This is a genomic window from Streptosporangium amethystogenes subsp. fukuiense (assembly GCF_042665875.1).
GTDB lineage: Bacteria > Actinomycetota > Actinomycetes > Streptosporangiales > Streptosporangiaceae > Streptosporangium > Streptosporangium fukuiense.
In genome coordinates this window covers 5,080,160-5,093,990 of sequence record NZ_JBHTEE010000001.1, presented here as the reverse complement: position 1 = coordinate 5,093,990, position 13,831 = coordinate 5,080,160, and the positions used below count along the sequence as shown (strand labels likewise).

Genomic DNA, 13,831 nt, shown 5'->3' with positions numbered 1-13,831 from the left:
TGTCGCCGCGTCTGATGCGTGCTGCAACGTTAGGCCGGGAGGGGCAATAAATAAACAAGTGATGAATTATCTGTCGTGTCCGGCCAAGGCGCGTCCTGCCGGTCCGGCCGCCGCCCGGGGCCGGGAAACGAAACGGCGGCGACACCGGCCTGGTGAGGCCGGCGCCGCCGCCGTGAGCCGGTGCCTAGTTGCCCCAGCCGAGGAGCCAGACCTGGCCTCCTGCCCCGTAGCGGTTCTTCTGCCACGGGTAGGCCCGGGAGGAGCACACGCCCGTGTAGGGGTTGTAGGAGGTGCAGAAACGCCATCCGTCCGTGACGTCCCAGACGTTCCAGCCGACGCCGTACGCCTGGATGTTCTGGCAGCCCTCGTACATGTAGGTGGGCAGGTTGGTACTTCCCGTGCAGCTCGCCGAGGTGTACGTGATCTGGGAGCCGTTGCCGCACCAGGTGTGGTAACCGACCCCGTTGAGGCCGGGAGCCCCGTACGTGGTCGTCAGATACCAGCAGCCCGACGCGAAGTTACCGGAGGTGTTGGAGAACTGCCTGGCGGGCGACAGGATGCCGCTGGCGAACTTGCCCTGGTTGGTGTCGATGATCCTGGGAGGGGTCTCCTGCTGGCGGGACATGTCGATGTACTTGTCCAGCCCCCTCCGGCGGATCTCGTCGGCGGTCAGGGCGCGCGCCGTGGGCCTGGGGGGCGGATCGACCCGCCGGACCGGGGAAGCCGGGGAGACCGGAGAGGCCGGAGAGCCGCCCGGGTAGCCCGGGGAGGCCGGGGAGGCCGGGGAGACCGGAGAGGCCGGAGAGCCGCCCGGGTAGCCCGGGTAGCCCGGGTAGCCCGGGGAGGCCGGGGAGGCCGGCGGGGCCGGCGGGGCGGGTGAGAAGGCTCCGAGGCTCAGGACGGCGATCGCCGCGAACGCGCAGCTGACCGTGACTCGGGCGAATCGTCGATTCAATGGCATGCGGCATGCTCCTTATCAAAACGGCGCGCCGCGGGCAGGGGTGTAGGAATTCCCGTCCACGGGGCGAGCTTGATGGCGTAGGAAATATATAAGCCCGCCTTTCCTGGAGTGCGGAATCTGGTTTCCGGCCGGGTAAACGAAAATTTCCCAGGGTAATCGGCGGACGGCCTTGCGTGCCCTCGCCGCCTGTGGTTTCGCGGGCCTGAACAGGCCATGGGGAACCCTGCGCGACGTGTAAGAAGGGAATTAAGAAGGACCGCCTTGTTTTTCCGGAAGGCGACCCGGGTGCCTTTCCGGGGAATTCCCGAGAGTAGGCGGATCCTGCCCCGCCCAGACTTCTTTCGCGGATTTACCGCCCGTTCGGGGGACGTGTCCCGACAAGCGTGCTCGGTCCGGTACCGGGGCCGGGCGCGGAAACCGGTCGTTCGCCTCCCGGGAGGCCCGTCACTCTGGCGCCCCGTCCGCCGGCCCGGCGCACCGGATCCGGGCCTCTCGTGATCGTTGGAACCGGCGTGGGAATCGGATAGGAAGGAGAGCATGACTACCGAGCAGACGTTCGTCATCGTCGGAGCGGGCCTGGCCGGAGCCAAGGCGGCGGAGGCCCTGCGCGAGGAGGGCTTCTCGGGCCGGATCACGCTGATCGGCGCCGAGACCGAGCTCCCGTACGAGCGGCCCCCGCTCTCGAAGGGCTACCTGCTCGGCAAGGAGGAGAAGGCCAAGGTCTACGTCCACGACGAGGGCTGGTACGCGGACAACTCCGTGGAACCGCTGCTCGGGCGCCAGGTGACGGACCTCGACCGGGCCGCGCACCAGGTGGAGCTGCACGACGGGCGGCGCATCCGCTACGACAGGCTGCTCCTCACTCCCGGCGCCTCACCGCGCCGCCTCGACGTGCCCGGCGCCGACCTGGACGGCGTGCACTACCTCCGCGCTCTCGACGACTCGGAGCGGTTGCGCGAGGCGATCCGCGGCGGGGGCAGGGTGGTCGTCGTGGGCGCGGGCTGGATCGGGCTGGAGACCGCCGCGGCCGCCAGGGAGTACGGCTGCGAGGTGACGGTCATCGAGCCGAGGGCGGTGCCGCTGCACGCCGCGCTCGGTCCCGAACTGGGCGCCTTCTTCGCCGACCTGCACCGGCGGCACGGCGTCGACCTGCGGCTCGGCCGCGAGGTGACCGGACTGCTGGGCTCCGGACGCGTCCACGCGGTCGCCACCGACGACGGGCGGGAGGTCGCGGCCGACGTGGTGATCGTCGGTGTCGGCGTGAACCCCAACACCGAGCTCGCCGAGCGGGCCGGCCTGGCGGTGGAGAACGGGATCGTCGTCGACGAGTCGCTCCGCACCGAGGACCCCGACGTCTACGCCGCCGGTGACGCGGCGAACGCGTTCAACCCGCTGTACGGCACCCGCATCCGGGTCGAGCACTGGGCCAACGCGCTGAACGGGGGACTGACCGCGGGCAGGGCCATGCTCGGCCGGCCGGTCGTCCATGACCGGCCGCCCTACTTCTTTACCGACCAGTACGACGTCGGCATGGAGTTCTCCGGCTGGTTCGCGCCCGGCGGGTACGACTCCGTGGTCGTCCGCGGAGATCTGCAGTCGGGCGCCTTCCACGCCTTCTGGCTCGCCGGCGGGCGCGTCGTGGCGGGGATGCATGTCAACCAGTGGGACGAGGGCATCGCACCGGCCCAGGACCTGATCCGCAGCGGTGTGACCGTCCGCCCGGAGCGGCTCGCCGACCTCTCCGTACCGCTGAGCGACGTCACGAAGGGCTGACGCACGGCCTCGCCCCCGGCACGGGAACCGGAACGCCCGCCCGCCCGTCCACGGATAAGGAACCGCCCCATGGGAAGAGGATCCGCAGGAGGCGAGTATGACCCCCACCGAAAACGTGACCGTAGAGACACACGGCCGGCAGGAGTCGCTCGCGCTGGCCAGGACGGTCTGCGACCTCTACCAGGCGGTGTTCTCACTGCCTCCCTTCAACGGGAACCGCGCGGAGTTCGCCAACCAGCGCTCCTACTTTCCCAACCTGGCCGACCGGCCTGGATTCCGGTTGACCACCGCGCGCTCCGGCCCCGAGTTCGTCGGATTCGGGTACGGGTACCTGCTGCCCGCCGACGCCCGCTGGTGGACCGGGCTGGCCGAACCGGTCGATGAGGAGTTCGCGACCGAGACCGGGACCAGGACGTTCGCCATCATCGACTACGGGGTGCTGCCCGGCTGGCGTGGCCTCGGGGTCGGGCATCGGATCCATGACGAGCTGATCGCCGGATCCGGTGCCGAGCGGGCGACACTGTCGGTGCAGCCCAGGGCCGCGCGGACCCAGGCGATCTACCGGCGGTGGGGATGGCGGAAGGTGTCCCACAAGCTGGTGGACCCGCCGATCCCCGCCCCGGTCTTCGACATCCTGGTGCTGGAGAAAATGCCCACGGCACGCCGCCGGTGAATCGACTCGTCAGGCGATTCGTCAGGCGATGAGCTGGAGGGCGTGCAGCTTCTCGTCCAGGGCGGCCACCTGGCGGGTCCTCGCCCACGGGTTCAGCGCCTCGCGGACCTCCACCACCGAGCGGGCCAGCCGCGGCGAGGTGTTCCGGCAGGTGAGGCGGGCGGCCTCGCCGATATGCTCGCACGCCTCGTCGATGGCACGCAGCCGTAGATGCCCGCGCGCCAGATCCAGGCGGCTGAACGCCAGGTTGCGGACGAACGTCGGGTCGATCCGGGCCAGGGAGCGGGCGGCCATCTCGACGGCGGCCTGGGCGTCGCCCATGTCCAGCAGACACTTGGTCTTGGTCGACAGATACTGCCCGTCGCCGTAGAAGTAGAGCAGCTTACCGCCCACGTCCTCGGTACCCGCGTGGCCGAGCTCGCGGAGGGCCCGGTCCAGGCTCCTCATGCACCGGGCGTGGTCCTTGTGGCGATCGGTCTTGGCCGAGCGGCGCAACACCGCCGAGTAGGCGCGGGCGCCGACGTCGCAGGCGTACGACACCAGCAGCTTGCTACCGGCCCGCTGCCCCCAGGCCAGCGCCCCCAGCGCGTGCTCGACACCCTGGCGGGGATCACCCTGCCAGGTCGCCAGCTGCGACCAGTTGGCCAGGACGAAGCTGTTCATCGCGTCGTTGTCGGCCCGGTGCGCGGCCGACTTGGCCTGCTCGTAGTAGTAGTTCGCCCCGTTGAAGTCGTTGAGGTTGAACAGCACCCAGGCGGTGAACCTGCAGATGTTGGCCAGCAGGTACAGCAACCTCTCGCGCACCTCGTCCGTCGACGCGGCCGGGATCAGCGACCGCACCAGGTGCTGCTGGGCCAGCACGGTCCCCAGCACCGACTGGGGGCCGAGACTGTCCTCCTGCCGCATGCAGTGGTGCAGCACCGCGTCGATGTGGTCGACCGTCGCCTGGTCCACCCGGGACGGCTCGGCGGCGATCAGCGCGAGCCGGTCGAGCTCGTCGTCGTTCAGCCGGTCCAGCAGCGGAGAGGCCGCCGCCGCGGCCGCCGCGGCCCTGACCAGGGCCAGTACGTCACGCCGGTTCATGGACGCCGCCCACTGGGCGAGAGCCCGTACGAGGGCGTCGTACTCCTCCTCGCGGGTGGCCCCGACCGGCGCGGGTCCGGCGGGCAGGGCCGGCAGGGTCGCCAGCACCCCCTGGATGTCCTCGCGGCAGAGGCTGCCCGCGGCTCCCGCGGCCACCAGTTCCCGTCCTCGGAGCCGGACGGCCGGGGCGTTGTGCTCGTCGGCATCGCGGTGGTCTTCACCGTCGACCAGATCGGCGGTGCGGCACTGATAGATACGGGCCAGCCGGTTCAGACCGGCGATCGGCGGCTCGTTGCCGGTGGGGCCGGGCCAAGCCTCCCATGACCCGAGCTTGCGGGTCGTCAGTGGCTCGTTCGGCCAGTACTCGTTCCATAGATGGCAGACCTTGGCTTGTGTGAGTCGATGCGCCTCCCGGAAGCCCTGACGGGAGTTCAGGTGCCAACGTCGCTGGAACTCCGCTGCGACCTCCGCCCACGTGCAACCACGCTCGCGGAGTTCAGCGCTGAAGATGTCCATCTGCTGCTTGACGCTGCGCGGTGCACGTGGCATCGGCTCGGCCTCTCCCGGCGGTTCCTCCGGTGGTGATTCTTCGGGCCGAACGTTACTGGCCGATCACGTTCGGTGACGGCAGAGTGCAGAAATCAGCGACCAGATCGCCGATCCCTGCCGCGGCACCGTCGTGCGGGGCGAATCGACATCCGACAGCGACGAACAGACGTGGTCTCGTCGCCTGTTTCCGGCACGCTCCGCACAGGAGGGTGGAGACAACGCCGGAGCCGTCGGATTCGCGTGATCTCATGGCTCGGGCGGGGCGTCCCTATCTGCGCCGGGGACGTGTGACCGAATCTCCGTTGAACCTCCCTGGAGCCATCACATGACCGTGCTCCCCGTCGAACGGCCGGGACCGATGCACTCACCGTTTCACCCTGATCTGGGCGCCCCCGACGAGCTGTCCCTGGACGCGGCCGAGCTGCGGCTGGCGGCGCAACCGGCCGCCGCGTCCCAGGCCCGCGACTTCACCCGTACGCAGCTGCGTAGGTGGGGTCTGCCGGAGCTTTCCGATGTCTGCGTGCTGGTCGTCTCGGAGATGACCACCAACGCCATCAAGGCCACCGCCGTCCCGCACACCCCCGACGGCTACGCCTGCCCGCACCCCTCGGCCCCCTGCGCCTGCTCGCAGGCCGCCGGCCCGTACCCGATCGTGCTGCGGCTGCGCCTCACCACCGTGGGCCTGTTCGCGGAGGTCTGGGACAGCAGCGACGGCGAGCCCCAGATCACCGAGGCGGGGGAGGACGACGAGAGCGGCCGGGGCCTGCAGCTCGTCGGCGTCTGCACCGACGAGTGGGGCCACTACCGGTCACCGGCCAGCGGGAAGGTCGTCTTCGGCCGCTGGGCTCTGCCGTTCGCTCGGCACGGCCTGGACGTGGTGCCCCGGCAGCCGTCCGCGTACTCCCGGATCCGTACGGCACGTACGTGATCCCCCGCTCCGCGACGAGCCGGGACTTCGCGGCTCGTCCTGCTTCCCCGGCAGCCGGCTGGACGCCGTTGCTCCCAGCCTGTTCTGCCGGCTCGTCTTACCAAGGTCTGCTCGGTAGGCGGTGAATCAACCGAGCCGGTGTCGACAGGCAAGGGCCGTGACGGGTGCCGGCCCATGCCTGCGAAAGAGAGCCGAACGGCTTTCGCGACACCGCCGGATTCGACCGTCGACGATCCGGCGTCGAGACTGCGGGGAGCACGACGACCGGCCGCTTACCGCCCCCCACCTGAGTGGTGCAGAACCTGGAGGCCGGGCAGCGCTGTGTCCAGGCGACGCGCCCGATGCCGAGCGGGTCCTCCGTGTACTCGGTGCTGGGGCTCATGGTCACCAGGGCACCGGCCGCTTCGGCTGCTGGATCCTGCCGCCCTCCTGGCGCCGCGGCCGTACGCGTACCCCTGCCTCCGCGTGACGCGTGGGTGATCCCGGAGCGGCCGACACGCCATGTTCGGCGACGGGGCCGGCACACCGTTGTGCCGGCCCAGGGGGAGGCCGGACGGATCCCCGCGAGACACCGGGCCGCACGTCCCAGAGAACGCTTGCTCTGGATCTTGTCACGCTTCGGTAGCGATTTCCTTTTCTGTTGGATTATTTCCGGCTATGTCGCCATATTGGCGAAGGAATTTTTGACAAGCGGAGGTATGAGTGAAACGCGTCGTCTTTATCGCTACTGTGGCCGCTCTGGCCGCGGCCACAGTGACGACTCCGGCGCAGGCACGGCAGCCAAGTGCTGAAACCGGCCCGAACACCGAGTACGTGGTCCTCTACCGGCAGGGCGTGAGCGCCGTCGACGCCCGGCGGGCCATCCAGGCCGCGGGGGGAAGCCTTCTCAAGGAGAACGGCGCCGTCGGCGTCGCCACCGTCACCTCGACCAACCCCGGCTTCACGGCCGCGCTCCAGGGCAGCGACCCGATCGAGGGCGTCGCCCGCAACCGGTCCGTCGGCAGCGTCCCCAAAGCCGTCCCCGCGACCGGCGCGGCGCGCGGGGCCGTCGAGGCCAGGGCGGCGGAGAAGGAGGGGCGCGACGCGCCCGGCGGCACCAAGGCCGTCAAGCCGGGCAAGGCGGCCCCCGCCGCCGAGCCGCTGTCGGAGCTGCAGTGGGACATGAAGCAGATCCACGCCACCGTCGACGGCTCCCACAGTCGCGAGCAGGGCGACCCCGGCGTGCTGGTCGCCATCCTCGACACCGGCGTCGACGGGTCCCACCCCGACATCGCGCCGAACTTCAACCACGAGCTGAGCCGCAACTTCACCGTGGACATCCCCTACGACGCCGACGGCAACGAGGTCGACGGGCCGTGCGAGGAGGACCCCGACGGTTCCTGCGAGGACCCCGCGGACGTCGACGAGGACGGCCACGGCACCCACGTGGCCTCGGCGCTGGCCTCCCCGATCAACGGGCTCGGCATCGCGGGCGTGGCGCCCAAGGTCTCGATCGTCAACCTGAGGGTCGGCTCGGACATCGGCTACTTCTTCTTGCAGCCGGCCGTCGACGCGCTGACCTACGCGGGTGACGTCGGCATCGACGTGGCCAACATGAGCTTCTACATCGACCCGTGGCTGTCCAACTGCGCCGACAACCCGGCCGACTCCCCGGCCGAGCGCCTGGAGCAGGCCACGGTCAAGAAGGCCATGCAGCGGGCGCTCGACTACGCCCACGCGAGGGGGGTGACCCTGGTGGCCGGCGCCGGAAACGAGGGCGCCGACATCACCAAGGACTACGTCGACACCTCCAGCCCCAACTACGTCCGGGTGCCCGGCGAGCGGCCCCACCCGCGCACGATCTCGTCGAACTGCTCCATCATGCCTGCCCAGGGCAACCACGTGATCACGGTCTCCGGGACCGGCGTCAGCGGCCGCAAGGCGTACGGCTCCAACTACGGCGACGGCTTCATCGACCTGGCCGCCCCCGGTGGCGACAGCTTCGACACCCCCGACAACAGGAGTGACATCACCAAGGCGACGCTGGCGGCCTACCCCCAGGCGCTCGCCGAGGCGCGGGGCGAGCTCAACCCCGACGGCACGCCCAACGTCAAGTACCTGGTCCGCGACTGCCAGGGCGGCGTCTGCGCCTACTACGAGTACCTTCAGGGCACCTCGATGGCGGCCCCGCGCGCCGCGGGCGTGGCCGCGCTGATCGTAGGCAAGTACGGTGTGCGCGACCGGGTGCACGGTGGCAAGACGCTCAACCCCACCGTCGTGGAGACGATCCTCAAGGCGTCGGCCACCAGGCCGGGCTGCCCCACCCCGCCCGCGTACACCTACACGCGACACCTGTCGAACGGCAACACGGTCGTCACGACCCACCTGTGCGAGGGAAACAAGCTCCGCAACGGCTTCTACGGCTACGGCGTCGTGGACGCCCTCAGGGCCGTCCGCTGACCTGACGGCGCCCCCGGCTCCCTCCGATCGGCCGGACTCGCCACGAGACCCCGCTCTCCGTACAGGGCGGGGTCTCGCGCTTCGCGGAGACCGGACCTCGAGGTCAAGGTCGGCGAGCACGAACGGTTCGTGATCTGCCATAACCCCGAGACGGCCGTCCCTACCGAGGACGAGAAGATCGAGGTCAGTTGCAGAGACTGATGTACCACACCGGCTTGAAATCTATTATTTCGAAATAGCCCGGAGGGGTCGACTGAATCTCAGCGTGTCGCTGGTTAAGGTACTTCACGGTGACGTTCTGATTGTTGTACACCAAACTGTTGCGGTCGCCATTGACGCCCCAATTGGTCAGGGCGTACTCGGTGCACCTGTAGAACTGGAATCCAATGTTCTGATTACCGCTCCCCACCTGAGTGGTGCAGAATCTGGACGCCGGGCAGCGCTGTGTCCAGGCGACGCGCCCGATGCCGAGCGGGTCCTCTGTGTACTCGGCGCTGGGACTCACGGTCACCAAGGCGCCGGCCGCTTCGGCCTCTGTGCTCTCGTTCGATGCCTGCGGCGTAACAGTCGGCGTGCCGTCGGTCCCCGCTGCGACCTGGATGACGTCGGTGCGGAGTGGAGCGTCGTCCAGTACCGCGGCGTTGGTGGTGGTCCCCGTCGACAGCAGTCCCACCGCGACGAGTGCGGCCACGGCGGTTACCCGCCTGATGAGCGTCGCCTTCATGGACCTTCCCTTTCCACGGTCGTACCAGTGGCGGATCTCGCCACGAAACGACCCTCGCAAGGCACGTTTCAGCGAACAAGATCCCGGAGCGGGAAGGTCTGGAATATTGGGAACCTTGTCCTTCCTTGGCTGCCCGGATCCGGTCAGCGAAGGAAGGCATCGGGGAGGGACGGCCATGAACTCGGCGGCGCTTCCGAACGCCCGCCCCGTCACCCCACACCCGGTCACTTATGACGAGCCGGGAAACGGTGGAGTCGGGGCGCCGCTGTATGCAAGGTCCGGCTTCGAGGTTCCGCGAGCCGGGCGGTTCTCGCGACAGGGCTTGGTTCGACGCCGGTTCAGTGGCCGCCGGTGAGTTCTCCGCTGAGGGTGTCGTGCATCCTGGCGCTGTGCGGGTTGAGGCCGATGATCTCGACCGTCTTGCCGCGGGTCTCGTACTTGGTGGTGACGGCGTCCAGGGCCGCGACGGAGGAGGCGTCCCAGATGTGCGCGCCGGTCAGGTCGATGACCACCCTGTCGGGGTCGCCCGAGTAGTCGAACTGATGGATCAAGTCGTTGGTGGAGGCGAAGAACAACTCCCCGGTGACGGAGTAGACGACCTGGTGGCCCGCTGGGTCGGTGACGGCGGTGACATTGACCAGGTGGGCGACGCGCCTGGCGAAGATGACCATAGCGGTGAGGGAGCCGAGGACCACGCCGATGGCCAGGTTGTGGGTGGCGATCACGGCCGCGACGGTGACGACCATGACGGTGATCTCACCGGCGGGCATCCGCCTGAGGGTGGCGGGGGCGATGGAGCGCCAGTCGAAGGTGCCGAAGGCGACCAGGACCATCACCGCGACCAGTGCGGCCATCGGGATCCGGGAGACGAGCGGCCCGAAGGCGATGCACAGCACCATCAGGAAAACCCCGGCCAGGAACGTCGACAGCCGAGTGCGGGCCCCGTTCTTCACATTGATCATGGTCTGGCCGATCATGGCGCAGCCGCCCATGCCGCCGAACAGGCCGGTGACGATGTTGGCGACGCCCTGCCCGATCGATTCGCGGGTCTTGCTTGAGCGGGTGTCGGTGAGGTCGTCGACGAGCTTGGCGGTCATCAACGACTCCATCAGCCCGACCAGCGCCATCGCCAGCGCGTACGGGGCGATCAGCTTCAGGGTGTCCAGGGTGAACGGCACGTCGGGCAGGCCCGGGACCGGCAGCGAGGAGGGCAGCACGCCCCGGTCGCCCACGGTCGGCACCGCGATCCCGGCGGCCACCGTGATGACGGTCAGGATGACGATCGACACCAACGGCGCCGGAACCGCCTTGGTGATTCTCGGGAAGAACACCATCAGGGCCAGGCCACCGGCGACCAGGGGGTAGACGGCCCAGGGGACGTCCCGCATCTCCGGGATCTGCGCGGCGAAGATGAGGATGGCCAGCGCGTTGACGAACCCGACCATCACTGAGCGCGGCACGAACCGCATCAGCTTGGCCACTCCCAGGGAGCCCAGGACCACCTGGATGACGCCGGCGAGGATGACCGCGGCGACCAGGTGACCCAGGCCGTGTTCCCGGTTGAGCGGAGCGATGACCAGGGCGACGGCACCGGTCGCCGCGGAGATCATCGCCGGGCGACCGCCGACGACGGCGATCGTGACGGCCATGGTGAAGCAGGCGAACAGCCCGACCGAGGGGTCGACCCCGGCGATGACGGAGAACGAGATCGCCTCGGGGATCAGCGCCAGGGCCACCACCAGGCCGGCCAGCACCTCGGTGCGCGCGACCTTCGGAGACAGCCAGGACGGCCGGAAACCGCGCAGTCGCGCGACCGGGGACAGCGGGGAAGTCTGCAAGGGGAGATGAACCTGTCGTGCTCGGGCGCGTCCCCGTCGATACGGGAACGCGCGGGGGAAAACGCGCGGGAGACCGGGGCGGCCACCTGCGGATCGCCCACGACAGCGGCGGGCGGAAGTCGTCACGGAGCCGAGGGCCGACTCAGCCTGGGCGAAGGATCACGGGCGAGGTGTCACGGCGGGCAGGCGGCGCGGCCTGGCATCATGGCTGTGCGCACGCTCTCTCCCACTGGGTATCGGTGGTCTTCGCCTGGGACGTCATCTGGAATGTGACCGTCCGCGGGCACGGCCGGGTTCACACCCGCATCGGTGAGCAGACGGCGCTACGGGGCCGTTCTCCACGCACGCTGACTCTACCCGGTGGGGCCGGGCGGAGAACCGGCCGGGCATCCGCAGGTGAGATGGCGTGCAGGCCACCCCCGTCGCTGTCGCACGAGTCCGTACGGCAGCGCGACCCACATCGCGTCCGCCGAACACCTCCAGCGGCGGTTCGGGGAGGTCCAGCCGGGTCCGGCATGCCGTCGACGAGCGTGCGCGGACCGGGCGTAGGACGTGGTCGTGCGGGGTCACCAGCCGGACTGTCGAATGGCGCATGAAGCTTTTCGGCCTGGCGCGGTAAGTACAGGTGACCGCATACGCCAGGAAAGGCCAATATGCATGACAATCACCCGCGAAGTCGTCGAGAGCGATGACGCGACCCTCATCGAGAGGTCGCTGAACGAGCCGGAGAGCTTCGCCGTCCTGTTCGACCGGCATGCGCCGCTGCTGCACCGTTACGTGACCAGGCGACTGGGCCCCGGCGAGGCGGAGGACGTCGTGGCCGACACCTTTCTGGCCGCCTTCCAGCGCCGGGGCGATTATGACCGGGGCCGCCCCGACGCCCGCCCGTGGCTGTACGGCATCGCCTCCAACGTGATCGGCAAACGGCGGCGCACCGAGAGGAGCCTCTACCAGGCGTACATCCGCAGCGGCGTGCATCCGGCGGAGACACCGAGCTCGCAGGTCGAGGACGGGGTCAACACCCTGGCCGTCAACCGGCCGCTGGCGCGGGCCCTGCTGGGGCTCAAACGGGCCGATCGCGACGTGCTGCTGCTCGTCGCCTGGGCCGAACTGAGCTACCAGGAGGTCGCCGACGCGCTGGCCGTCCCCCTGGGCACCGTCGCCTCGCGGCTCAACCGGGCCCGTACCCAGATCCGCCAAGCCCTGGAACAAGGAGAATGACGATGGACGAACTGAAGACCATGTGGGCGACCGTTCCACCGGCCACCCCGGAGGATCTCGCGGGAGCGAGGCGGCGGCTACTGAACGGGACGCACACCCGGCGGCGCGTCGTCACCGCTCCCCGGCTGCTGGTGGCGGCCGGTGTCGCGGCGGTGACCGCCGGCACACCGCTGATCGCCGGAACCGGGACCCCCGCGTACGCGGTGACCAGGAGCCCCGACGGCACGATCACGATGACCGTCAACGAACTGCGCGACCCCACGGGACTACAGGCCAAGCTGGGCGAGGCCGGGATCAAGGCCGACGTGGCGTTTCTGGCCCCGAACACGCGGTGCGCGGACGGCCGGTTCAGCAGCGTGGACGCGGCCTACAACGGGCAGCCCGTCACCGATCCGGACGAGTTGCGTTCGCTCATGAACGAGTGGCGCTCGCCCAAGGTCACCCGGCCGATCTCCGTACGTGAGATCCAGATCTTCCCGGAGTACATCGATCCCGGCGAGACGCTCGTGCTGGAGTTCCGCGAGGAGAACGAGGGCGCGGAGGCGTCCTGGCGACTCGGCGCCTGGCTGGCCCAGGCGGGCACATCCGTGAGGCCGTGCACACCCATCGAGGACGCCGGCTAGTCACGCGACCGGCCGGACAAGTCCGCCGTCCCGCACCCACGGGCGCAGCTTTTCCGGATTGCGGACCGCCCAGATCCGGGTGACGCGGCCGTCGGCGACATCGAACGAGGCCACGGTCATGACGACGCCGGCACGCTGGGCCACCAGGCCCGGCACACCGTTGACCGACCGCTCCAGGAGTTCGAACCCCGGAGCCCTGTCGGCGATGGCGACCATGTACCGGGCGATACGCGCACCGCCTTCGATCGGACGCAGGACGGTATCGACCATGCCGCCGCCGTCGGCGGTCATCACGGCGGCCGGGGCGAGGAGGTCGACAAGGGCCGCGATGTCCCTGGTCTCCCATGCCTTCTTGACATGCCGCACCGCGTCGGCCTGCCCGGCCGCCGTCACCGGAGCTCGCGCGACGCGCACCCGCCGCCGGGCGGAGGCCGCGAGCTGCTTGCAGGCCGCAGGGGTCCGGCCGAGGATGCCGGCGATCTCGGCGAAGGGGTACCGGAAGACGTCGTGCAGGACGAACGCCACCCGCTCGGCGGGTGTCATCGACTCCAGGACGACGAGGAAGGCCATGTTCACCGATTCGTCCAGGACCATTTGGTCGGCGGGATCGGTGCCATGGCCGCGGTCCCACTCGGCGCGGTCGGGCAGCGGATCGGGCAACCACGCGCCGACATAGCGTTCACGCCGGGCCCGCGCCGAGCCGAGCACGTCCAGGCAGATGCGGCCGGTCACCGTCGTCAGCCAGGCGCCGGGGGAGACGATCTCGTCCTGCCGACTTCGTGGCAGCGCGTACCAGCGCGCGTAGGCCTCCTGTACGGCGTCCTCGGACTCGGCCAGTGAACCGAGCAACCGGTAGGCGACATTGATCAGTTGGCGTCGCTCACCGGCCATCTCGTCGGCGCTCGTCCCAGCCGTCCCCATGCTCCCGGCCGCCTCCTCGCCTTACCTTTCGCAGGCCCGCGTCGTCGGACCGGTGAGACCTTATCGACCTACTGCCCCCGGGCGGAAAAGGGGACCGT

General features: G+C 69.6%; 11 protein-coding genes. 6 read left to right on the top strand and 5 right to left on the bottom strand.

Annotated elements, in window-relative coordinates; all coding sequences use genetic code 11:
• Positions 1-184: 184 nt before the first annotated feature.
• Positions 185-961: a hypothetical protein gene (locus tag ACFQVD_RS21670; RefSeq protein WP_343965476.1), complete on the bottom strand. Its 777-nt coding sequence runs from the start codon at positions 959-961 to the stop codon at positions 185-187.
• A 537-nt stretch (positions 962-1,498) separates the two neighbouring features.
• On the opposite strand from ACFQVD_RS21670, the gene ACFQVD_RS21665 reads away from it, so the two are divergent.
• On the top strand, positions 1,499-2,734 hold the full coding sequence (locus tag ACFQVD_RS21665; RefSeq protein ID WP_343965478.1) for an NAD(P)/FAD-dependent oxidoreductase: 1,236 nt from the start codon (positions 1,499-1,501) through the stop codon (positions 2,732-2,734).
• A 97-nt stretch (positions 2,735-2,831) separates the two neighbouring features.
• Complete coding sequence (locus ACFQVD_RS21660) at positions 2,832-3,407, top strand: GNAT family N-acetyltransferase (protein WP_343965480.1); 576 nt, start codon at positions 2,832-2,834, stop codon at positions 3,405-3,407.
• Positions 3,408-3,428: 21 nt separating this feature from the next.
• On the opposite strand, the gene ACFQVD_RS21655 is transcribed toward ACFQVD_RS21660, so the two are convergent.
• On the bottom strand, positions 3,429-5,039 hold the full coding sequence (locus ACFQVD_RS21655; protein WP_343965482.1) for a hypothetical protein: 1,611 nt from the start codon (positions 5,037-5,039) through the stop codon (positions 3,429-3,431).
• Positions 5,040-5,364: 325 nt separating this feature from the next.
• Between ACFQVD_RS21655 and ACFQVD_RS21650 the strand changes: the two genes are divergently transcribed.
• Both ACFQVD_RS21650 and ACFQVD_RS21645 read left to right on the top strand, forming a co-directional pair.
• Positions 5,365-5,967, top strand: coding sequence for an ATP-binding protein (locus tag ACFQVD_RS21650; RefSeq protein ID WP_343965484.1), 603 nt, complete (start codon positions 5,365-5,367; stop codon positions 5,965-5,967).
• Between the two features lie 702 nt (positions 5,968-6,669).
• Positions 6,670-8,406, top strand: a complete 1,737-nt coding sequence (locus tag ACFQVD_RS21645; protein ID WP_386368624.1) for a S8 family peptidase — start codon at positions 6,670-6,672, stop codon at positions 8,404-8,406.
• Positions 8,407-8,590: 184 nt separating this feature from the next.
• Here ACFQVD_RS21645 and ACFQVD_RS21640 read toward each other — a convergent pair whose 3' ends face one another.
• Positions 8,591-9,130 carry a hypothetical protein gene (locus ACFQVD_RS21640; RefSeq protein ID WP_343965489.1) on the bottom strand — a complete coding sequence of 180 codons (540 nt, stop codon included), beginning with the start codon at positions 9,128-9,130 and terminating at the stop codon, positions 8,591-8,593.
• A gap of 338 nt (positions 9,131-9,468) precedes the next feature.
• Entirely contained in the window at positions 9,469-10,953 is a 1,485-nt protein-coding gene (locus ACFQVD_RS21635) for a SulP family inorganic anion transporter (RefSeq protein WP_386274361.1), read from the bottom strand.
• A gap of 672 nt (positions 10,954-11,625) precedes the next feature.
• On the opposite strand from ACFQVD_RS21635, the gene ACFQVD_RS21630 reads away from it, so the two are divergent.
• Together ACFQVD_RS21630 and ACFQVD_RS21625 are read left to right on the top strand one after the other, a co-directional pair.
• Positions 11,626-12,189, top strand: a complete 564-nt coding sequence (locus ACFQVD_RS21630; protein WP_343965491.1) for an RNA polymerase sigma factor — start codon at positions 11,626-11,628, stop codon at positions 12,187-12,189.
• Between the two features lie 2 nt (positions 12,190-12,191).
• Positions 12,192-12,812 carry a hypothetical protein gene (locus tag ACFQVD_RS21625; RefSeq protein ID WP_343965493.1) on the top strand — a complete coding sequence of 207 codons (621 nt, stop codon included), beginning with the start codon at positions 12,192-12,194 and terminating at the stop codon, positions 12,810-12,812.
• Here the strand turns inward: ACFQVD_RS21625 and sigJ are convergent, their stop codons facing one another.
• Entirely contained in the window at positions 12,813-13,733 is a 921-nt protein-coding gene (gene sigJ / locus ACFQVD_RS21620; protein ID WP_343965495.1) for an RNA polymerase sigma factor SigJ, read from the bottom strand.
• Positions 13,734-13,831: the final 98 nt, after the last annotated feature.